General features: G+C 72.7%; 17 protein-coding genes. 8 read left to right on the forward strand and 9 right to left on the reverse strand.

The genetic code is table 11. From position 1 onward, the window contains the following. Positions 1-105: 105 nt before the first annotated feature. A complete protein-coding gene (locus H9641_RS11650) occupies positions 106-453 on the forward strand; it encodes a helix-turn-helix domain-containing protein (protein ID WP_056648772.1) in 348 nt (115 codons plus the stop codon). Between the two features lie 3 nt (positions 454-456). Here the strand turns inward: H9641_RS11650 and H9641_RS11655 are convergent, their stop codons facing one another. Together H9641_RS11655 and H9641_RS11660 are read right to left on the reverse strand one after the other, a co-directional pair. Further along, on the reverse strand, positions 457-1,302 hold the full coding sequence (locus H9641_RS11655) for a DNA-formamidopyrimidine glycosylase family protein (protein WP_191803930.1): 846 nt from the start codon (positions 1,300-1,302) through the stop codon (positions 457-459). A gap of 18 nt (positions 1,303-1,320) precedes the next feature. Further along, positions 1,321-6,384: an Lhr family helicase gene (locus H9641_RS11660; protein WP_191803932.1), complete on the reverse strand. Its 5,064-nt coding sequence runs from the start codon at positions 6,382-6,384 to the stop codon at positions 1,321-1,323. An 88-nt stretch (positions 6,385-6,472) separates the two neighbouring features. Between H9641_RS11660 and H9641_RS11665 the strand changes: the two genes are divergently transcribed. After that, positions 6,473-6,706, forward strand: coding sequence for a DUF3046 domain-containing protein (locus H9641_RS11665; protein WP_191803935.1), 234 nt, complete (start codon positions 6,473-6,475; stop codon positions 6,704-6,706). Positions 6,707-6,866: 160 nt separating this feature from the next. Further along, positions 6,867-7,814, forward strand: a complete 948-nt coding sequence (locus H9641_RS11670) for an IS481 family transposase (protein WP_191803937.1) — start codon at positions 6,867-6,869, stop codon at positions 7,812-7,814. 46 nt (positions 7,815-7,860) lie between these two features. Here H9641_RS11670 and H9641_RS11675 read toward each other — a convergent pair whose 3' ends face one another. Further along, complete coding sequence (locus tag H9641_RS11675) at positions 7,861-8,118, reverse strand: hypothetical protein (protein ID WP_191803939.1); 258 nt, start codon at positions 8,116-8,118, stop codon at positions 7,861-7,863. A 190-nt stretch (positions 8,119-8,308) separates the two neighbouring features. Between H9641_RS11675 and H9641_RS11680 the strand changes: the two genes are divergently transcribed. From H9641_RS11680 to H9641_RS20165, 4 genes are all read left to right on the forward strand, one after another. After that, a complete protein-coding gene (locus H9641_RS11680) occupies positions 8,309-10,513 on the forward strand; it encodes a phage holin family protein (protein ID WP_225220358.1) in 2,205 nt (734 codons plus the stop codon). Then, positions 10,510-11,376, forward strand: coding sequence for an MBL fold metallo-hydrolase (locus H9641_RS11685; protein ID WP_191803942.1), 867 nt, complete (start codon positions 10,510-10,512; stop codon positions 11,374-11,376). The genes H9641_RS11680 and H9641_RS11685 overlap by 4 nt, the downstream gene beginning before the upstream one ends. Before the next feature lie 266 nt (positions 11,377-11,642). Next, a complete protein-coding gene (gene recA, locus H9641_RS11690) occupies positions 11,643-12,731 on the forward strand; it encodes a recombinase RecA (protein WP_191803944.1) in 1,089 nt (362 codons plus the stop codon). A 365-nt stretch (positions 12,732-13,096) separates the two neighbouring features. Continuing rightward, positions 13,097-13,630, forward strand: a complete 534-nt coding sequence (locus tag H9641_RS20165) for a regulatory protein RecX (protein WP_318244538.1) — start codon at positions 13,097-13,099, stop codon at positions 13,628-13,630. A 163-nt stretch (positions 13,631-13,793) separates the two neighbouring features. Here H9641_RS20165 and H9641_RS11700 read toward each other — a convergent pair whose 3' ends face one another. From H9641_RS11700 to H9641_RS11715, 4 genes are all read right to left on the reverse strand, one after another. Continuing rightward, the gene (locus H9641_RS11700) at positions 13,794-14,708 is read right to left on the reverse strand and encodes an amino acid ABC transporter permease (RefSeq protein ID WP_191803948.1); all 915 of its coding nucleotides are present in this window, start codon (positions 14,706-14,708) and stop codon (positions 13,794-13,796) included. Continuing rightward, complete coding sequence (locus H9641_RS11705; protein ID WP_030150550.1) at positions 14,705-15,394, reverse strand: amino acid ABC transporter permease; 690 nt, start codon at positions 15,392-15,394, stop codon at positions 14,705-14,707. Before H9641_RS11705 ends, H9641_RS11700 begins: the two co-directional genes overlap by 4 nt. A 121-nt stretch (positions 15,395-15,515) precedes the next feature. Next, positions 15,516-16,379, reverse strand: a complete 864-nt coding sequence (locus tag H9641_RS11710; protein WP_191803950.1) for a glutamate ABC transporter substrate-binding protein — start codon at positions 16,377-16,379, stop codon at positions 15,516-15,518. A gap of 200 nt (positions 16,380-16,579) precedes the next feature. Beyond that, positions 16,580-17,413: an amino acid ABC transporter ATP-binding protein gene (locus tag H9641_RS11715; RefSeq protein WP_191803952.1), complete on the reverse strand. Its 834-nt coding sequence runs from the start codon at positions 17,411-17,413 to the stop codon at positions 16,580-16,582. A 137-nt stretch (positions 17,414-17,550) separates the two neighbouring features. On the opposite strand from H9641_RS11715, the gene miaB reads away from it, so the two are divergent. Next, positions 17,551-19,221, forward strand: a complete 1,671-nt coding sequence (gene miaB / locus H9641_RS11720) for a tRNA (N6-isopentenyl adenosine(37)-C2)-methylthiotransferase MiaB (protein ID WP_191803954.1) — start codon at positions 17,551-17,553, stop codon at positions 19,219-19,221. Between the two features lie 95 nt (positions 19,222-19,316). Here miaB and H9641_RS11725 read toward each other — a convergent pair whose 3' ends face one another. Both H9641_RS11725 and H9641_RS11730 read right to left on the reverse strand, forming a co-directional pair. Then, entirely contained in the window at positions 19,317-19,820 is a 504-nt protein-coding gene (locus tag H9641_RS11725; protein WP_191803956.1) for a type III secretion system chaperone family protein, read from the reverse strand. Continuing rightward, positions 19,817-20,479: a type III secretion system chaperone family protein gene (locus H9641_RS11730; protein ID WP_191803958.1), complete on the reverse strand. Its 663-nt coding sequence runs from the start codon at positions 20,477-20,479 to the stop codon at positions 19,817-19,819. The genes H9641_RS11725 and H9641_RS11730 overlap by 4 nt, the downstream gene beginning before the upstream one ends. Positions 20,480-20,526: the final 47 nt, after the last annotated feature.

Raw genomic sequence — 20,526 nt, forward strand, 5'->3', positions numbered from 1 at the left:
AGGACGATCCCCACGCGAGGGGCGCGGGGAACGACAGGACAGCGAACCACCACCGGAGCCAGGCAGGCTCCGACGGTCGCACGGGACACGGAAGGGGGCCGCCAGATGATTGTTCTTCGTCGAGAGATCGGGGACGTGCTGCGAGACGCTCGCCAGCGACAGGGCCGCACCCTGCGAGAGGTGTCCTCGGCTGCACGCGTCTCCCTGGGTTACCTCAGCGAGGTCGAGCGCGGCCAGAAGGAAGCGTCGTCCGAGCTCCTGGGCTCCATCTGCGAAGCCCTCGACATCCCCATGTCGTTGGTGCTGCGCGAGGTCAGCGACCGGGTCGCCGTGGCCGAGGGTCTGATGATCCCGGACACGATCCCCGCAGACTTCGCCGTCACGCTCATGGGTCGCGGAGCGGCTGCAGAGAGCGCGCGGCGCATGCGCGAGGACCTTCAGCCGGTCGGCTGAGCCTCAGGGCTTCTGACAGCTCGGACAGTAGAAGATCGGTCGCTCGAACGGCGCCTCGTTCGCCCGGGCGACAGCGACGGGCGTTCCACATCGGTGGCACGCCCGTCGTGCTCTGCCGTGGACGTGTCGCCGCACGGTTCCCACGCCCTCCGCGACGCTGCGGAGCATCTGGCCCCGTGCGGTCCGCAGGAGCGCCTCCAGGTCGCGGTCGGAGACGTCGGACACCTGGGTCCACGGCCACATCCCCTGGGCGAACAGGCTCTCGGCCGTGTAGATGGTGCCGAGACCGGCGACCCCGCGCTGGTCCAGCAGGGCGTCGGCGAGAGGCAGCCCTCGGGCGACGCGAGCGGGAGGTCCGCCCGCGGTCGCCTGCGCCGGGAACCCACCCGTCGCTGCCGCGTCGCGCAGGCGGGCGAGCGCGAGCAGGACGCCGGAGTCCGGAGCGCTGAGGAAATCGTCCGCGAGGACGTCGGGACCCAGGTGCCCGAGCAGGACCTGCTCGTCACGGGTGCGGACCACGTCGAGCATGCCGAGCCGTTCGCCGACGCACGTCCACACCTCGTTCGCGAGGACCGCCCGGACGTCCGTGCTGCGTGCGACGGCTCCGTCCGTCCCTGTGCGGGCGATGCGCCACTGCCCCTCCATCCGCAGGTGGGTGTGCAGGGTCGTCCCGTCGTCGAGGCGGGTCAGGAGATGCTTGGCATACGGCTTGACCTCGACGACGGTCCGACCGCTGAGGTCGACCCCGCCCGCGCTCGGCCACCGTAGGTCGGCACGTTCGAGGACCCGCCCGCGCAGCGCTGCGTCGAGGCGGTCGGCCGTCACCTTGACCACGTCACCCTCGGGCATCGCGAGCTCCTCGACCGGTCATGCGCGCAGGCCTCGCGGGGTGGGGCGGAAGCCCGCCTCCATGAGCGCGGCGGTCACCCCGAACGCGCGCGACGCGGTGCTGCCCGCGCCGGCGAGGGCGTCGATCCCGTCGATCCGTCCGATGACCATCTTGCCGAGCAGCCCGGCGCGCGAGGCGCGTGCGAGCTCGGCGCACGCCAGCGCGAGGCGGCGCGCAGAAATCTCGGAGTCGTCGCCGAACGAGAGGAGGGAGCGGCCACCGCGCTCGACGTACAGGACCAGGTCACCGCCGGCGAGCACGACGACGGAGCCCACCTTGCGCCCGGGTCGATGCGTCGCGCGGGGCGTGCTCCGGGCAGGCCCGGTGCCCGGTGCGAGCGCGACGGCCGTCGAGGCCCCCATGGTCGCGCTCGCCGCCGTGCGCACCTCCGGACGGCCTCCTGGTGCCGACCCGCTCCGCACCCCGAGACCGACGGGCGCCCCGCCTCCCGGCTCGTGCGGTACCCGGGGCTCGGGCCAGGGAAGGGCCGCGCCGTACGGGTTGGCCGGGTCGGTCGCGGCCAGGAGCAGGGCCGAGAGCTCACGGCGCCCCGCCGACTCGGCGGCGTGCTCGCGGTCCTGGGCGTCGGTGCGGAGCTGGTCGACGGCCCCCGGCAGCGCGAACTGCGAGCCTCCGAGGTGCTCGACGAAGTAGCCGCGCCGGACGGTGCCCGTGGTCTCGAGCTCGGACAGGACGCGGTAGACGCCGCGGAAGTAGTTCGTCACGCCTTCGGAGGGGGCTGCTCCGCGGGTCAGCACACCGTGACGGTCCAGCAGGACCCTCGTCAGGGCGTGCGTGCGCCGGGTGGGGTCGGGTTCGCGCAGGGGAAGAGCCGACCATCTGCCCGAGCCGCCGCGCAGGTCGGACTCGCCGCGGGCGGCGGCCATCGACCCTGCTCCGAGCGAGGCGAAGCGGCCGCGAGCCAGAGGGCGGGCACGGACCGGGGCGCGTGGAGCGCGGTGCGCGCCGCCCCCGGGACCGAGCCGGCTGCGCAGGGCCCCGAGCCCGTCGTTGGTGACCCAGCCCGCCCACACCAGGTCCCACAGGACCTCCAGGGTCGCTGCCTGCGAGGCCTCCGCGAGCTCGGCGATGCGGGGCAGGAAGAAGCCGCCCGAGCCGGTCAGCAGGTCGACGACCGACCGGTGCAGGTCGGTGTCGAGCGGGCCGTCCTCCTCGAGGGGCGTCACGTCGGGGAGCGTCAGCGGGGCCGCGTCGGCGAGGTGGAGGCTCACGAGCCCGTCCTTGCCGCCGGGCAACGACGAGTGCCCGCACCACAGGACCTCGCCCGTGGTGGTCAGCTCGTCGAGCAGCGCGGGGGAGTAGTCGGTCACCCGGGAGGGCAGCACCAGGGTCTCGAGCGCCGAGGCCGGGACCGCGGCCCCCGAGAGCTGCTCGACGACCCGCAGCAGCCCGTCGGTGCCCCGCAACGTACCGATCCCGTGCCAGCGCGGCAGGAACACCCCCAGGGCCTCGGGAGCGACCGGCTCGACCTCGGCCCGCAGCGCCGCGAGCGACCGGCGCCGCAGCGTCCGCAGCACCTCGGCGTCGCACCACTCCTCGCCCGTCCCACCGAGGGACTCGGGGCGCAGGCGGCCGCACACCAGCACCCGTGCGGCCTCGAGCCTCCTCAGCACGCCCGTGGCGACCGCCACGCCGATCCCGTACCGCGCCGCGACCTCGTGCGCCCCGAACGGTCCGTGGGTGCGGGCGTGGCGCCGCACGAGGTCGCCCACCGGGTCGGGGACCGGTTCGGTGAAGACCTCGGGGATGCCGGTGGGCAGGGCGACCCCCAGCGCGTCCCGCAGCCGCCCGGCGTCCTCGACCACGGCCCACTGCTGCGCGACGGCGTCGGGCACCCCGGCCAGACGCACCTGGATCACCCGGCGCGCCCCTTCGAGGCCCGTTAGCCACGCGGGCACCTCCTCGCGCACCTCCTCGCGCGTGCGCCGCGCGACCTCCGCGGCAGGGAGCGGCCCGAGCCTGCGCAGCAGGTCCCACACGTCCTCCGCGTGCCGCGCCTGGCGGCTCGGGACCAGGGCGCCGAGCTCGGCCTCGGTCCGTTCGACCGACTCCGGGTCCAGCAGGTCCGCGAGCTGCGAGGCCCCGCCCTCGGTGCCCAGGAGCTCGGCCAGGAGCGTCGGGTCGAGCGAGAGCGCGGCCGCGCGGCGCTCGGCGAGGGGCGCGTCGCCGTCGTACAGGAACTGGGCCGTGTAACCGAACAGGAGGGACTGGGCGAAGGGGGACGGGGTCGGGGTCGTGACGTCGACCAGCCGGACCCGGCCCGCCGTCAGGTCCCTCATGAGCTCGGTCAGCGCCGCGACGTCGAAGTCGTCCTGGAGGCACTCGCGCGCGGCCTCCAGGACGATGGGGAACTCGGGGTACTCGCTCGCGACCGAGAGCAGCTGGGCCGAGCGCTGGCGCTGCTGCCACAGCGGCTGACGCTTGTCGGGGCGGCGCCGGGGGAGCAGCAGGGCGCGGGCCGCCGCCTCACGGAAGCGCGCGGCGAACATGATGGAGCCGCCGAGCTCGGCACGGACCTCGTCGAGCACCTCCTCGGGGGCGAGCAGCAGGTCCTCGGCCGTCACGACGGGTGAGCCGGTGGTCCCGGCAGTGCCGCCGGGCTCCTCGCCCCAGCCGCCGTCTCCCAGGTCCGGGAGCCGCAGCACGATCCCGTCGTCGGAGTGCATGGCCGCGGCGTCGAGCCCGTAGCGGTCGCGCAGCCTCGCGCCCAGGACCAGCGCCCACGGCGCGTGGACCTTGGCGCCGTAGGGCGAGTGGATGACGACGCGCCAGTCGCCCAGCTCGTCGCGGAACCGCTCGACGACGACCGTCCGGTCGTCCGGGACGCGACCCGTGGCCTCGCGCTGGTCGGCGAGGTAGGCGACGAGGTTGTCGGTCGCCCAGGCGTCGAGCCCCGCGTCGCGCAGGCGCTCGGTGAGCGGGCCGTCCGCCGCCGCGAGCGACTCGAGCTCGCGCACCCAGGCGCCCACGGCCCGGCCGAGCTCGGCGGGGCGACCGGGGGAGTCGCCCTTCCAGAACGGCAGGCGTCCGGGGGCGCCCGGCGCGGGAGTCACCAGGACACGGTCCGGGGTGATGTCCTCGATGCGCCACGTGCTCGAACCGAGCGTGAACGTGTCGCCGACGCGCGACTCGTAGACCATCTCCTCGTCGAGCTCGCCCACCCGCCGACCACCCCGGGCCCGCGCTCCCGTCGCGGCGCCCCCGGGTGCGTCGCCGAGCACGCCCGCCGTGTCCTCGGGTCCGGCCGTCGTGGAGGGGTCCGTGGCGAGGAACACCCCGTACAGGCCGCGGTCCGGGATGGTCCCGCCGCTCGTGACCGCGAGCCGGAGCGCTCCGGGTCGCCCGCTGAGCACGCCCGTCGTCCGGTCCCACACGATCCGTGCGCGCAGCTCGCCGAAGTCCTCGCTGGGGTAGCGGCCCGCGAGCATGTCCAGCACGGCGTGCAGCGTCGCGTCGCCGAGGGCACCGTACGGTGCGCTGCGTCGGACGAGGGCCGCGAGCTCCGCGACGGTCCAGTCGTCGAGCGCGACCATGGCGACGACCTGCTGCGCGAGGACGTCGAGCGGGTTCGACAGCACGTGCAGGTGCTCGATCTGCCCGGTGCGCATGCGGTCCGCGATCACGGCCGAGGGCACCAGGTCGCCCCGGAAGGTGGGGAACACCACGCCGTGGGACACCGCGCCCACCTGGTGCCCCGCACGCCCGATGCGCTGTAGCCCGCTCGCGACCGACGGCGGCGCCCCGACCTGGACCACCAGGTCCACGGCGCCCATGTCGATGCCGAGCTCGAGCGAGGACGTCGCGACGACCGCGGGCAGCCGCCCGTCCTTGAGCTCGGTCTCGGTGCGGGTGCGCTCGGCACGGCTCATGGAGCCGTGGTGGGCCCGCGCGATCACGGGCTCGGTGCCCGCGCTCGCGCCCGACTGGGCCAGGACCTGGGCGGGCTGGAGCGTCCCGACGTCCGGCACGTCCTCGCCCTGGCGCTCGGCCCAGACCTCGTTCATGCGGGCCGTGAGCCGTTCGGCGCCGCGCCGGGAGTTGGTGAAGACCAGGGTCGAGCGGTGCTCGGCCACGAGGTCCACGACGCGCTCCTCGACGTGCGGCCACACCGACGGACGCGGAGGTCGACCGGTGGCCGGACCCGAGAGGTCGGGCTCGCCGTCGGGCAGGGCAGGGAGGCCCTCCGGCCCGGAGCTCCCGCCGGGCCCGGGCGCGCTGCGCAGGTCGGAGAGGTCCGGGACGGGGACGACGATGTCTACCTCGATCTTCTTCTCCGAGGGAGGCTGCACGACGACGACCTCGCGTCCCTGGTCGTCCGGCCGGCGGTGCCCCGCGAGGAAGGTCGCGACGGCCTCGACCGGGCGGACCGTCGCCGACAGGCCCACGCGCTGCGCGGGCACGGGAAGCAGGGCGTCGAGCCGCTCGAGCGAGACCGCGAGGTGCGCCCCGCGCTTGGTCCCGGCCACGGCATGGATCTCGTCGATGATGACGGTCTGCACACCGGCCAGCCCCGCACGCGCCTGCGACGTCAGGACGAGGAACAACGACTCGGGGGTCGTGATCAGGATGTCCGGCGGTGCGACGCCGAAGCGCCGCCGCTCGCTCGCGGGAGTGTCCCCCGTGCGGGTGCCGACCACGACGTCCGGGACCGTGGTGCCGAGCCGCACGGCGGCCTGCCGGATGCCCGCGAGCGGCGAGCGCAGGTTGCGCTCGACGTCCGCGGCCAGCGCCTTGAGGGGCGAGACGTAGAGGATCCTGCAGCGCTGCGCACGGTCGTCGCCCTGCCCCGGCGCGGGTCCCCCCGGTGGCTGCTCGTCGGGGCGCGTGAGCAGCCGGTCGAGCGACCACAGGAACGCCGCGAGGGTCTTGCCCGAGCCCGTCGGGGCCACGACCAGCGCGTGCCGGTCGCTGCCGATCGCCTCCCAGGCGCCCGTCTGCGCGGCCGTGGGGCGCTCGAACGCGCCCTCGAACCATGCGCGGGTCGGGGCGCTGAAGCCGGCGAGCGGGTCGGGGGACGTCACCTCGCCATTGTGGGCGCTGCCACCCACAACCGCTCCCCGCCGTGGAACCCCGTCAGGCGGGGCCGCCGAGACGTGGCAGGCTGTCCCCGTGCGGTATCGAGAGTTCTGGCAGCTGGTGGACGAGGTCTTCGGATCGGCCTACGGTCGCGCCCTGACCCGGGACCAGGTGCTCAACGCCCTGGACGACCGCACCGCGGTCCAGGCGCTCGAGGACGGCGTCGAGCCGCGCTACGTGTGGCACGCGCTGTGCGACGCGATGGAGCTGCCGGACGCGCAGCGGTGGGGCAAGGACGCGAACCGGCAGGCGCCGCCCGCGCGGTAGGTGCTCGCTGCGGGGTGGGCGGGTGTGCGGCCGCGAACCGGCAGGCGCCGCCCGCGCGCTAGGTGTACCCGGCCATGAGGTTGGTGTCAGTTCGGGTTGTCGAAGGGAGGACCTCCGGGCTTAGTGGAGATGTCGAAGTCTTCACAACCCGGAGGTCCTCGTGTCCCACGCTAATGCCCGCCTGACCGTTCGCGGCAGGATGTTGATCGTCGAACGTCGTCGTGATGGTTGGAAGCAGGCCCACATCGCGGCGGCGATGGGCGTCTCCCGCAAGTGCGTCCGGTACTGGTTGCACCGGTTCGCTACCGAGGGCGAGTCCGGCCTGGCCGACCGGTCCTCGCGCCCGCACCGGTGCCCGACAAAGACCGCGCCCGAGGTCGAGGCCAAGGTCGTGGCGCTGCGTCAGGCCGAGCGGCGCGGGCGAGACCAGATCGCCGCCGAGACCGGGGTCCCGGCCCGGACCGTCTCTCGAGTCCTGGCCCGCCATGCGATACCTCACCTGGCCGCACTCGACCCGATGACCGGCCATGTCCTGCGGTCCTCAAAGCAGACCGCGGTTCGTTACGAGCGCGACCGGCCCGGCGAGCTGGTCCACATGGACGTCAAGAAACTCGGCCGGATACCTGACGGCGGCGGATGGCGCGCCCACGGACGCGCGATCCCCCGCGATCGCGTGAACGGCCCCGGCTACGACTACGTGCACTCCCTGATCGACGACCACTCTCGCCTGGCCTACTCCGAGATACTGCCCGACGAGAAAGGCGCCACCTGCGCCCAGTTCCTGGCCCGCGCGCTCGACTACTTCGCGGACCACGGCATCCCCCGCATCGAACGCCTCATGACGGACAACGCGTGGGCCTACCGCTGGTCGCTGCGCGAGATCTGCGCCCAGCATGGCATCCAGCAGAAGTTCATCAAGCCCCACTGCCCCTGGCAGAACGGCAAGGTCGAGCGTCTCAACCGCACCCTGGCCACCGAGTGGGCATACCGGCAGGTCTTCACCTCGAACGCCGAACGGGCCGCCGCTCTGACACCCTGGATCGAGTACTACAACACCCAACGCCGCCACCAAGCCCTCGGTGGACTCCCGCCGACCAGCCGGCTGTAACCAACGTCGCGGCCGGGTACAGCTAGGTGCTCGCTGGGAAGACGGGTCAGGACGCGCGTCTGCGGGCCCGGCGGTTCCGGACGGTCGCGACGATGTCGATCGTCGCGACGACCCCGAAGGTCCCGAGCGCGACCACCCAGAAGGACGGTGCCGGGACGTCGAGCAGCACGAGGGCCGCGAGGACCGCGGCCCCGCAGAGCGTGGGAGCGACGACCGAGGACCAGAAGCCCGAGGGGCCTTCGCCCTCAGCGCGGTAGGCGTCGGGGTCGACGGGGGACAGAGGCTTCGGTGCGTCGTGCGTCATGCCGGTCTCCCTGGTGGGCGTCGCGTCGTCGGGCGGTCGGGGCGGTGCGTCCTGGCCCGCCGGTCCGGGCCGACCAACGTACCGCGCCTGCGTCACGGCTCCGCCGCCTCTCGTCGCGACATGCCGTGGCTCGTCCACGCTCGAGGGGCCGGACGGGCGCCCGTCCTGCGCACGCGGCATCATGGCACCCATGTGGCATCGGCTCCCGTTCTCCGTGCACGACCTGACGGGAGCCCTCTGGTCGCTGGTGTCGACGACCGCCGGGCTGGGGCTCGCGATCTGGATCGTGCCGGGTGTGCGGATCACGTCGTGGTGGTCGGTCTTCCTCGCGGCGTTCGTCGTGGGTGTCGGCGACGCGGTGCTGCGGCCCCTGTGGCGAGTGGTCGCCGGGCGTGCGGGAGTCGTCGGGGCCCTGGTCTCGGGGCTCGCGGGCCAGGTGCTCGTGGCGTGGCTCGCGCTCACGTACCTGCCGGGCTTCGAGACCGACGACTGGGGCAGCGTCGTGGCGGTGCTCGTCCTGGCGGCGTTCTTCATGGCGATCGGTCGCTGGGCGATCGGTGCGAGCGACAACGAGTACGTGATCGACAACCTGCTGCGCCGTGCCCGCCGGGCGCAGCGCACGGCCGCCCGCCGGGCCGCGCGGTCGTCGTCGGGCGGTGCGGAGGGCACCGCTGCCGGCCTGCCCGGCGCGTCCGGCCCGTCGGACAGCTCACCGACCACCACTCCCGGGTCACGTCCCGCGGGCCTCCTGGTCGTCCAGCTCGACGGTGTCGCTCGCTCGACGTTCGACCACGCCGTCCAGGCGGGTCTGGCGCCGAACCTCGCGCGCTGGATCAGTGAGGGCACGCACGACCTCGAGACGTGGTGGGCGCGCGTCCCGTCGACCACTCCCGCGAGCCAGGCCGGGCTCCTGCACGGCACGAGCGAGCACGTGCCGGCTTTCCGGTGGTGGGACCGGGAGCAAGGACGACTCGTGGTGACCAACCATCCGGCCGACGCGGCCCGGGTCGAGGCCTCGATGAGCGACGGCCGCGGGCTGCTCGCGGGCGGAGGGGTCGCGGTCTCGACGATGTTCTCGGGAGACGCGGAGACGAACCTGCTCGTCATGAGCAGGGCCCGCGCAGGGCTGGGGCCGGGGCAGGTGTTCGTCCACTTCTTCTCGAGCCCGTTCGTGCTGGTCCGGGCGCTCGTGGGCACGGTGGGCGAGTTCTTCAAGGAGCTCTACCAGGGGTGGCAGCAGGCCGTCCGCGACGTCGAGCCCCGCGTGTCGCGCCTGGGCGCCTACCCGGTCCTGCGGGCCGTCTCGAACGTCGTCCTGCGTGACCTCAACACCTCGCTCGTCGCCGAACAGCTCGTCCGCGGGGCACCCGTGGTCTTCGTGGACCTCGTCGACTACGACGAGATCGCGCACCACGCGGGCCCGCTGCGCCCCGAGGCGATGCGGGCGCTCGAGGGCCTGGACCGGGTGGTCGGGCTGCTCGAGCAGGTCGCCGCGGCGGCGCCCCGTCGCTATGAGGTCGTGGTGCTCTCCGACCACGGACAGTCCCTCGGCGCGACGTTCGAGCAGGTCGTGGGTCGTCCGTTCCTCGACGAGGTGCGCCGGCTCATGGCGGTCCGGCCCTCCCCGGGCGAGCGTCGCCGTCGGGCGTCCGGGGTGCGCTCGGCCTCGGCTGCGGACTCCGAGGCGTGGGGAGCGGTCAACACCGCGCTCAACGCGCTCGGACGCGACAGGGGAGCGCGGAGCGGCCCGGGGGAGCGCGACGGGAAGGGCGCGCAGGGCGGGCGCGTGCTGGTCGGACCGGACCGCGACAGCGCGACGACGGACACGGGCGAGCTGCCCGAGGTCGCCGTCGTCGGCTCGGGGAACCTCGGCCTCGTGTGGTTCCCGCGCTCCCCGGCGCGGCTCGTGGGTGACGAGATCCGGGCGCGGTGGCCCGCTCTCCTGCCGGGCCTGGTCGCGAACCCGGCCGTGGGGGTCGTCGTCGTGCAGGAGAGCAGGCCCGCGCAGGGCGAGGTGCCCGACGTCGTCGCGTACGGCCCGGCGGGCAGCCGCCACCTGGTCTCGGGTCTGGTGCACGGCGAGGACCCGCTCGCGGCGCACGGACCGCGCGCCGCGCCCGACCTCTTGCGGGCGGCCTCGCTCGAGCACGCGGGCGACCTCCTCCTGGTCTCGAGCGTCGACGACGCGGGGCTGGTCCACGCGTTCGAGGGGCTCGTGGGCTCGCACGGCGGGCTGGGCGGCGCGCAGAACGAGGCGATCCTGCTGCACCCCGCGAGCCTGCGGGTGTCGGACGGGGCGCGCGAGGACGTGGCCGGTGCACGCATGCTGGTGGGAGCCGAGTCCGTGCACCGTGAGCTCGTGCGCTGGCTCGAGGAGCTGGGGGTGAGGCGATGACCGGCGACCGGACGGCCCCCGGGCTACGGGTCACGTGGCTCGGGCACTCGAGCACGGTGCTCGACGTCGCCACGCCCGACGGCCGTGTGCGGATCGTCACCGACCCCCTGCTGAAGCGGCACGCGGGCCTGCTGCGCAGGCGCGGCGTGCGGCCCGCCGAGGTCTGGCGGGGTGCCGACGCGGTCCTGCTCTCGCACCTGCACCACGACCACGCCGAGCTGGGGTCGCTGCGGCTGCTGGGGGACGTGCCCGTCCTCACGGCGCCCGCGAACGCGCGCTGGCTGCGCTCGAAGGGGCTCGACGGGGTGGGGCTCGGCGCGGGGCCCGAGCGCGACGAGCGACCGCTCGCGGGCCCCGTGCCGGGTCGTCCGCGGGTCCCCGGGTCGGCAGAGGAGCACGGCTCCTGGCACGACGTCGGAGCGCACGTCCGCGTCCACCTCACCCCCGCGGTGCACGGGCACCGGCCCATGCCGCACCGGCCCAACGCCGCGGTGGGGCACCTCGTCCAGTCGGACGGCTGGACGCTCTGGGCGCTCGGCGACACCGAGGCCTACCCCGGCATGGTGCACCTGCCGGCGCTCGCGGGCGGCCCGGTCGACGTCGCCCTGGTGCCCGTGGCGGGCTGGGGGCCGCGACTGTCGGGCGGGCACCTGGGGCCGGCCGAGGCGGCGCGCGTGTGCGCGGCGGTCGGGGTGCGGGTCGCGATCCCGGTCCACTGGGGGACGCTGCACGCGCCGGGCGGGCAGAACCTGCCGCGCGGATGGATGGACCATGCCGGGGAGGCGTTCGCGGCCGCGGTGCGCCGGTGGGCGCCCGAGACCCGGGTCGTCGTGCTGCGGCCGGGCGAGTCGTGGGAGGGCTGAGGCGCTCGGGCGCGCTGCCCGTGCCGGTCGCTTCCCACGCGTCGGCGTGCTCGACGACACGCCGTGCGGGACCTTCTCTCGAACAGGTGTTCGGGTAGAGTTGTGCACAGCACGAGCCGACCGCCCGTCGTCCACAGGCAGGGCAGGGGGGACGACGAGTGTCAGTGGCGGCACGTACCGTCGGGACACGACACAGGCTTCCCGAGGTCCTCGGCCTCGAACATACTTCGGCACGGTTCCGTGCCCCGCACGCAAAGGTGACCGACATGCCCGCACCCGCAGACCGCGAGAAGGCGCTCGAAGCCGCCCTCGCACAGATCGACCGCAACTTCGGCAAGGGATCGGTGATGCGCCTCGGTGACGAGGGCCGCGCGCCGGTCGAGGTCATCCCCACGGGGTCCATCGCCCTGGACATCGCACTCGGCATCGGGGGTCTCCCGCGCGGTCGTGTCGTGGAGATCTACGGCCCCGAGTCCAGCGGAAAGACGACCGTCGCGCTCCACGCCGTGGCCAGCGCCCAGCGAGCGGGTGGCATCGCGGCGTTCATCGATGCCGAGCACGCCCTGGACCCCGAGTACGCGAAGAAGCTGGGCGTGGACACCGACGCGCTGCTCGTCTCGCAGCCGGACACGGGGGAGCAGGCTCTGGAGATCACGGACATGCTGATCCGCTCGGGTGCCATCGACATCATCGTCATCGACTCGGTCGCGGCCCTCGTTCCCAAGGCCGAGATCGAGGGCGAGATGGGTGACAGCCACGTCGGTCTCCAAGCGCGCCTCATGTCCCAGGCGCTGCGCAAGCTCACGGGCGCCCTGAGCCAGTCCGGCACCACTGCGATCTTCATCAACCAGCTCCGCGAGAAGATCGGTGTCATGTTCGGGTCCCCCGAGACGACGACCGGTGGCAAGGCCCTGAAGTTCTACGCCTCGATCCGCATGGACATCCGCCGCATCGAGACCCTCAAGGAGGGAACTGACGCGGTCGGCAACCGTACGCGCGTCAAGGTGGTCAAGAACAAGATGGCCCCGCCCTTCAAGCAGGCCGAGTTCGACATCCTGTACGGCGTCGGCATCTCGCGCGAGGGCGGGCTCATCGACATGGGCGTCGAGCACGGCTTCGTGCGCAAGTCCGGGTCGTGGTTCACCTACGGTGGCGACCAGCTGGGCCAGGGCAAGGAGAACGCGCGCGGCTTCCTGCGTGACAACCCGGACCTCGCCAACGAGCTCGAGAAGCGCATCAAGGAGAAGCTCGGCATCGGAGCCACGCTTGATGCCCCTGCGGACGAGGTGGCCGCCGGTGCGCCGGTCGTCCCTGCAGCGGCCCCGGCCGGTAAGGGCAAGAAGGCCGTCCTCTGATCATCGACGACCCGCTGGACCGGATGCCCGAGTGGGCGCGTCCCCTTCCCGGTCGGGAGGGGGACGCGCCCATCGGTGCCCCTGGCGCGGCGGGGGACGTCTCCGACGCCACGGGGGACGCCCCGGACCGGGCGGAGCCCGCGGTACGCGCAGGCAGTACACCGAGCCGCGGTAAGCCGGCCCGAGGGACGTCCGGACTCGGTTCGTCCGGGCTCGGCGGAGGCCGGTCCGGTGGCAAGAGCAGCAGCTTCGGCAGGAGCGGGTTCGGGGAGCGCTCCTCGAGCCGAGGATCTGGCTCGACCCGGCGCCGTGAGTACTCTGGCGAACGCAAGGAACGCAAGCCGCGCCCCACGATCGCCGACCGTGTGGAATCGGGTGCCCTGGCAGGAGCCGAGCTCACCGAGCACGCCCGTGAGGCGATCCTCCGGACGCTCACGGCCGCACCCAAGAGCCGACGTCAGCTCATGGACGCCATGACTCGCAAGGGATACCCACCCGAGGTCCTCGAACCCCTCCTCGAACGCTTCGAGGAGGTCGGACTGATCGACGACGCCGAGTACGCCGGGATGATCGTCCGTACCCGCCACGGCGAGAGGGGACTGTCCCGTCGGGCCATCGCGCAGGAGCTGCGACGCAAGGGCATCGACGACGAGACCGCGACGGGCGCACTCGACCAGGTCGACGACGACGACGAGAACGACGCGGCCCGCGACCTCGTCCGCCGACGCCTGGCCAGGACGACGGGCCTCGACCGCGAGGTGCGTATGCGGCGCGTCGTCGGGATGCTCGCCCGCAAGGGGTACAGCCCGGGGCTCGCGCTCAGCCTGGTCCGCGAAGAGCTGGCGCGTGAGGGTGATGAGGCGGACGAGGAGCCCTACGGCGGGTTCGACGACCTCTGAGGACGAGCGTCGCCGTCGACCCCGCACACCGTCCGCGGAGGCCGACGAGCGCTCGCGGTTCGTCCCGACGTCCGCGCCGATGCGGCGTGCTCCTGACGCGACGCAGCCGTCCCGGTCCGTGACGACCAGGACGGCTGCCTCGTGCTGAGCACCTACGGGCCGGTCACTTCGGTGCGGGCGGCGCGGCCGGGGCCGGGGCCGTGCCCACCGGAGCTGCCCCGCGTGCCCCGACCGCAAGACCGGGAGTCGCCGCACGGACCGGGCCCGCTGTCCGACCCCGCAGCCGCCGCGCCAGGATCTCGGCGACCTTCGAGAGCACGTAGTTGATCGTGATGAACAGGATCGCCGCGACCAGCAGCGACTGCAGGATGTTGCCGTAGGCGGAACCCAGACGACGCGACTCCTGGAGGAGCTCGGTGTACGTGATGATGTAGCCGAGCGCGGTGTCCTTGAGGACCACGACGAGCTGGGAGACCAGCGCCGGGAGCATCGCGATGAGCGCCTGGGGCACCTCGACCGACCGGAGCGACTGACCGCGCGTGAGACCCACGGCCAGCGCGGCCTCGTGCTGACCCTTGGGCAGCCCGTAGACCCCCGAGCGGACCAGCTCGGCGACCACCGACCCGTTGTACAGGATCAGGGCGATCACGACCGCCATGAACGGGGCGTCGGGCACCTTGAGCTGGGCCAGGAAGAGCCAGAAGAAGATCATCATGAGCAGGACCGGGACCGCCCGGAAGAACTCGACGACCAGGCCCGAGAGCCAGCGCACGGCCTTGACCGCCGACAGGCGCCCGATGCCGAAGAGCAGACCGAACACGATCGCCCCGACGATCGCGACGCCGGCCGCGCGCAGGGTGTCGAGCAGGCCGGGGAGATAGAAGTTCTCCCAGGCGTCGGCCGTGAAGATCGGCTGCCACTTCTCCGCGGTGAGCTGACCCTCGCGGCCCAGCAGCACCAGGGCGTAGGTCGCGATCCCCGCGACCACGATCGCCCCGACGACGTTGCCGACCAAGATGTTGCGGCGGCCGCGCGGCCCGGGGGCGTCGAACAGGACCGTCTGCTGCTGGGCGGTCATCGCTTCACCGCCAGACGGCGCGAGAGCGCGGTCGTCGCGAGCCCGACCGGGATCACGAGGATCACGTAGCCGATCGCGAAGGTCAGGAAGATCGCGATGATGACGTCGGAGTCGAACTCGATCATGGTCTTCATGAGGCTGGAGGTCTCCGTCGCGACGCCGGCCGCGGCGGCGACGGTCGAGTTCTTGATGAGGGCGATGAGCACGTTGCCGAGCGGGGCCACCGAACCGCGGAAGGCCTGCGGGAGGATCACGATCCGCGCCGCCGGCAGGAACGAGAGGCCGATCGCGCGGGCCGCCTCGGCCTGGCCGATCGGCACCGTGTTGACCCCGGAGCGGATCGCCTCGCACACGAACGCCGCGTGGTAGACCGCGAGGCCCAGCACCGCGAAGCGGAAGAAGTTGGACGGGAAGTCGTCGGCGAGCTGGATCTTGAGCTGGCCCCAGACCCCGAGGGTCAGGAACACCATGATGATCGTCAGCGGCGTGTTGCGGAACAGCGTGACGTACGTGGCGCCGGCCCACTGCAGGCTCGGGATCGGCGAGATCCGCATGAGCGCGAGCACCGTGCCGATGACGAGCGCCAGGATCGCCGCCCAGAACGTGAGCTGGATGTTGACCCAGAACGCGCCCAGGACGTCGTACGACTCGAAGAGCCGCAGGAACTGAGAGAGGTAGTCACCCACGACGGGTCACCCTTCACGAGGTGCAGCGCGGACGCTGCACGAGACCGGACCGGGACGGGTGCTGCGCCGGGCGGGCGCGTCCCCGGAGGGCACGCGCTCACCCGGCGCAGCAGCGGACCTGTCAGGCGCAGGCGTCCGGCGTCGGCGGGTTCTCCGAGGCGTTCGGGGTGTACCCGGTGCCCTCGGTGTTGGTCGTGATGGCCTCCTCCCACGACCCGTCCTCGATCATCTCGGTGATCGCGGCGTTGATGTCCTCGCACTTGTCGCTGCTCTGCGGGATCCCGACGCCGTAGCGCTCGGTCGAGAACGGCGCCCCGACGACCTTGACCTTGCCCTTGTTCGCAGGCTGGGCAGCGAGGCCGGCCAGGATGATGTCGTCCGTGGTGACCGCGTCGACCTGGCCCGAGAGCAGGGCCGTGACGCACTCGGCGTAGCCGGGCTGCTCGAGGAGCTGGACCCCGGCGGCGTACTCGTCCTTGATGCGCTGCGCGGACGTGGATCCCGTGACCGAGCAGAGGTTCTTGCCCTCGAGGTCCTCAGGGCCCTTGATGTCGGTGTTGTCCTCGGCGACGAGCAGGTCCTGCCCGGCGACGAAGTACGGACCGGCGAACGCGACGGTCTCCTTGCGCTTGTCGGTGATCGAGTACGTCGCGAAGATCATGTCGACCTGGTCGGTGCTCAGCAGCGTCTCGCGCTGGGCGGACGGTGCTTCCTTCCACTCGATCTGGTCCTCCGAGTAGCCCAGCTTCTCGGCGACGTAGCGGGCGACGTCGGTGTCGAACCCCGTGTAGGTGTCGCCCTCCTTGAAGCCGAGGCCCGGCTGGTCGAACTTGATGCCGATCGTGATCTTCTCGCCGCCGCCACCGGTCGTGGCGGCGTCGGTCTCGCCGCCCGAGTCGTCGGTGCCGCCGCTGCAGGCGCCGAGGATCAGGGCGGTGGCTGCGGTGAGGGCGAGGAGCCCTCCGGTTCTGGTGCGTGCTCGCATGGTGTCTTCCCCTTCGTCGTGCCGAGCCGTCACGGGGGACCTGGTGGTCACCCGCTCCGCCCGGCTGGTTCGTGGCCGGTCGAGCTGTCGGTTCTTGCAGGTGGTCGCCGGGCTCTTCGTCGAGGCCGGGACCCGTGGGGCGTGCTGTGCTGCGCGGGGAGGTGCTGGTCGGGGGCGGTGTGCTGGTGTCGGACGTGCGGTCAGTGCGTCAGGATCTTGGACAGGAAGTCCTGGGCGCGGTGGCTCTGGGGGTTCGTGAAGAACTCCTCGGGCGGGGCCTCCTCGACGATCTGGCCGTCCGCCATGAAGACGACGCGGTGCGCCGCCTTGCGCGCGAAGCCCATCTCGTGGGTCACGACGATCATGGTCATGCCCTCCTTGGCCAGCGCGACCATGACGTCGAGGACCTCGTTGATCATCTCCGGGTCCAGGGCCGAGGTGGGCTCGTCGAAGAGCATGACCTTGGGGTGCATGGCCAGCGCCCGGGCGATCGCCACGCGCTGCTGCTGCCCGCCCGAGAGCTGGGCCGGCATCTTGTCGGCCTGGTTCCCGATCCCGACCCGGTCGAGCAGAGCCAGCGCCTCCTTCTTGGCGTCCGCGGACTTCATGCGCCGGACCTTGAGCGGGCCGAGCGTCACGTTGTCGAGGATCGTCTTGTGGGCGAAGAGGTTGAACGACTGGAAGACCATCCCGACGTCCGACCGGAGCCGGGCCAGGGCCTTGCCCTCCTCGGGGAGCGGCTCGCCGTCGATCGCGATGGTGCCCGTGTCGATGGTCTCGAGCCGGTTGATGGCCCGGCACAGCGTGGACTTCCCCGAGCCCGAGGGACCGATCACGACGAGGACCTCACCGCGTCGCACCGTCAGGTCGACGTCCTTGAGGACGTGGAGGTCCCCGAAGTGCTTGTTCACCCCGCGCAGCTCGACGAGCGGGGCACCGAGCTCGTCGTCACGGGAGGTCCCGGCGGGCGCGGGCAGGGAGGAGGTGGGCGACGCGTCGGGAGCGTCGCTCGGGGTGTTCGGTTGCGCGTCCATTTCATGAACCTAGGGGGGATTTGTTGCGCACGCCACTGTTTCCGGCAACAGTTCGGCAACAGAAGGGCAACAGATGCCCGGCTCGTGGGGAACGCGCGTTTCGGTGGGGCGGGTGCGGCGCCGTACCCTTGACGGTGATGTTCTCCACCGCCCTCCGCCCCGAAGACAGCCCCGCCGCGGGTCCCTCCGACGCACCTGCGGGGGCCGCGCCGCGCACCTACATGGTCCGCACGCTGGGCTGCCAGATGAACGTGCACGACTCCGAGCACATGGCCGGCATGCTCGAGCAGGCCGGCTACACCCGCGCGGAGGCCGCCGACGAGGCCGCGCACCGCGCCGACGTCGTCGTCATCAACACGTGCGCGGTCCGTGAGAACGCCGCGACGCGCCTGTACGGGAACCTCGGCCAGCTCGCGTCGATCAAGGCCAAGCGCCCCGGCATGCAGATCGCGGTCGGGGGCTGCCTCGCGCAGAAGGACCGGTCGGGCATCGTCGAGAAGGCTCCCTGGGTCGACGTGGTGTTCGGCACGCACAACCTCGACGCACTGCCCGTGCTCCTCGAGCGTGCACGGCACAACGAGGCCGCGCAGGTCGAGATCGCCGAGTCGCTCCAGGTCTTCCCGTCGACGCTGCCGACCAAGCGCGAGTCGGTCTACGCGGGCTGGGTGTCGATCAGCGTCGGCTGCAACAACACGTGCACGTTCTGCATCGTGCCGCACCTGCGCGGCAAGGAGCGTGACCGGCGCCCGGGGCAGGTCCTGGCCGAGGTCCAGGCGCTCGTCGAGCAGGGTGCGATCGAGGTGACCCTGCTGGGTCAGAACGTCAACAGCTACGGCGTCGAGTTCGGCGACCGTGGGGCGTTCGCCAAGCTGCTGCGCGCGTGCGGTGAGATCGAGGGCCTCGAGCGGGTGCGCTTCACGTCCCCGCACCCTGCGGCCTTCACCGACGACGTGATCGCGGCCATGGCCGAGACGCCCAACGTCATGCCCCAGCTGCACATGCCGCTCCAGGCCGGCTCGGACCGCGTCCTGCGGGCCATGCGCCGCTCCTACCGCTCGGAGAAGTTCCTCGGGATCCTCGACCGCGTGCGCGAGGCCATGCCCGACGCGTCGATCACGACGGACCTCATCGTGGGCTTCCCGGGCGAGACCGAGGAGGACTTCGCCGAGACGCTGCGCGTCGTCGAGGCCTCCCGGTTCTCGTCGGCCTTCACGTTCCAGTACTCCCAGCGCCCGGGGACCCCGGCCGCGACGTTGCCGGACCAGCTGCCCAAGGAGGTCGTCCAGGAGCGCTACGAGCGGCTCCAGGCGCTCCAGGACCGGGTCAGCGCCGAGGAGTCCGCGCGCCAGGTCGGGCGCACGGTCGAGGTGCTCGTGACCGAGGGGTCGGGGCGCAAGGACGGCGCCACGCACCGGTTGACGGGCCGTGCGGCGGACAACCGTCTGGTGCACCTGGCCGTGCCCGACGACGTCGTCACCCTCATGGCCGGTCGCGGTGACGGTGACGTCCTGGCCGACGACCCGCGCCTGGCCGACGGCCTGGACCCTCGCCTGCCCCGACCCGGGGACATGGTCACCGTCGAGGTGACGCGGTCCGCGCCGTACCACCTGGTCGCCGACTCGGCCGTGGCCGGCGCCACGGGGGCCGGCGGGACCGGCACCTACTCGGTCCGCCGCACGCGCGCGGGTGACGCCTGGGTCGCCCGCGAGAAGACACGTCTGGGCGGCGACGACCACGGGCACTCGCACGGTGCACCGGCCGCAGGTGGTCCGGTCAGCCTGGGACTGCCGAGCCTGCGTCGTCCCTGAGCCGATCCTGGGCGGGCGCCCGACTCGTCCTTCGGACGGGCCGGCGCGCCCGGGCCCTCTGCCGGGGCCGACCGCGCCCCCCACAGGAGCCCCGCTCACACCGGCGGGAGCTGGCCGCCGATCGTGTTGAACAGCTGGACCGCGGTCCCGAGCCCGCACGAGACGACCTGGCCGAGCTGGTCGTCGGTCGCGCCCCGTTCGAGGTCGACCGAGACCTCGGCGTACAGCGCCAGCCCCTGGCTCTCCTCGCGGACGTAGACCTTGGGCCAGATGCGCTCGCGGTTCCAGTCGTTGACGGCCTGGAGCACGGCGAGCCGGGACGTCACGGGCAGGGTCGTCGACCAGCGTCCACGGACCTGGAGGATCTCCTGGTGCTCGCCGAGCAGCAGGAACCAGAACCGGTTGCCGTCCCAGGTCCCGGTGACGTCGCCGTCGTCGTCGATGCGGAAGTGGTAGCCGCGCCGCGAGAGGTAGTCGCCGATGCGTCGGGTCGACAGGGGTGTGGGGAGCTCGACGTCGATCGCCACGTCGTCCACGGGCTTGGGCCGGTGGTTGCCGAACAGGCGCGCGAGCCAGCTGGTGCGGGGGGCGGGACTCATGGTGCCGACCTCGCCGGGTCCGGGTAGAACTCGTCGAGCGCGTCGAAGAACATGGACCCGGTCGACAGGCCGCACTGGAGCAGCTGGTCGAGCTGGTCGTCGTTGACGCCGTGCTCGAGGTCCACCGTGACCTCGGTGAAGACGTGGACCATGCCGTTGTCGCGCACACGCGTGTAGGCCTTGGGCCAGATGCGGTCGGCGTTCCACTCGTTGCAGAACTCGAGGATCTCCTCGAGGCGCTCGATCGTGATGTCCCTGTTCCACTGGCCGCGTACCTGCAGGATCTCCTGGTGCGTGCCGAAGAGCAGGAAGTAGAAGAGCCGTCCGTGCCACAGCCCGCCGACGTCGTCCTCGGCGTCGATGAAGTAGCTGTACCCGGCGTCGGCGATCCACTCGAGCACGCGCCCTCGCCGCAGGGGCGTGGGGATCTGGTCGTGGTCGATGTCGGCGATCATGGTGCCGCCGAGCTCGCGGAGCAGGAGGCTCTCGACCGAGGCGTGGAGCGCCGCGTCGTCGAGCGAGGGGGCGCCCGCACCGTCTGGTGCAACGGGGCTGCTCTCGTCCGGGCCGCCGTCGCCGCCGTGCCCCGACCCGTCCCCGGGCTCGGGGCGGTCCCCTCTCCCGGAATGCTGTCCCCGTCTGTCGCCGAAGAACCTCATGTGCCCACCCTACCCGCGCCCGGCGCGGATCGTCCTGCTCGCGCGGT

It is taken from the genome of Oerskovia merdavium (assembly GCF_014836755.1).
GTDB lineage: Bacteria > Actinomycetota > Actinomycetes > Actinomycetales > Cellulomonadaceae > Oerskovia > Oerskovia merdavium.

Bases quoted from the DNA above. Each gene is read 5' to 3' on its own strand.
- H9641_RS11685 (WP_191803942.1), top strand. From the start codon at position 10,510: ATGACCGGCGACCGGACGGCCCCCGGGCTACGGGTCACGTGGCTCGGG.
- H9641_RS11725 (WP_191803956.1), bottom strand. From the start codon at position 19,820: ATGAGTCCCGCCCCCCGCACCAGCTGGCTCGCGCGCCTGTTCGGCAAC.
- H9641_RS11710 (WP_191803950.1), bottom strand. From the start codon at position 16,379: ATGCGAGCACGCACCAGAACCGGAGGGCTCCTCGCCCTCACCGCAGCC.
- miaB (WP_191803954.1), top strand. From the start codon at position 17,551: ATGTTCTCCACCGCCCTCCGCCCCGAAGACAGCCCCGCCGCGGGTCCC.
- H9641_RS11675 (WP_191803939.1), bottom strand. From the start codon at position 8,118: ATGACGCACGACGCACCGAAGCCTCTGTCCCCCGTCGACCCCGACGCC.
- recA (WP_191803944.1), top strand. From the start codon at position 11,643: ATGCCCGCACCCGCAGACCGCGAGAAGGCGCTCGAAGCCGCCCTCGCA.
- H9641_RS11680 (WP_225220358.1), top strand. From the start codon at position 8,309: ATGTGGCATCGGCTCCCGTTCTCCGTGCACGACCTGACGGGAGCCCTC.
- H9641_RS11700 (WP_191803948.1), bottom strand. From the start codon at position 14,708: ATGACCGCCCAGCAGCAGACGGTCCTGTTCGACGCCCCCGGGCCGCGC.
- H9641_RS11715 (WP_191803952.1), bottom strand. From the start codon at position 17,413: ATGGACGCGCAACCGAACACCCCGAGCGACGCTCCCGACGCGTCGCCC.
- H9641_RS11650 (WP_056648772.1), top strand. From the start codon at position 106: ATGATTGTTCTTCGTCGAGAGATCGGGGACGTGCTGCGAGACGCTCGC.
- H9641_RS11655 (WP_191803930.1), bottom strand. From the start codon at position 1,302: ATGCCCGAGGGTGACGTGGTCAAGGTGACGGCCGACCGCCTCGACGCA.
- H9641_RS11730 (WP_191803958.1), bottom strand. From the start codon at position 20,479: ATGAGGTTCTTCGGCGACAGACGGGGACAGCATTCCGGGAGAGGGGAC.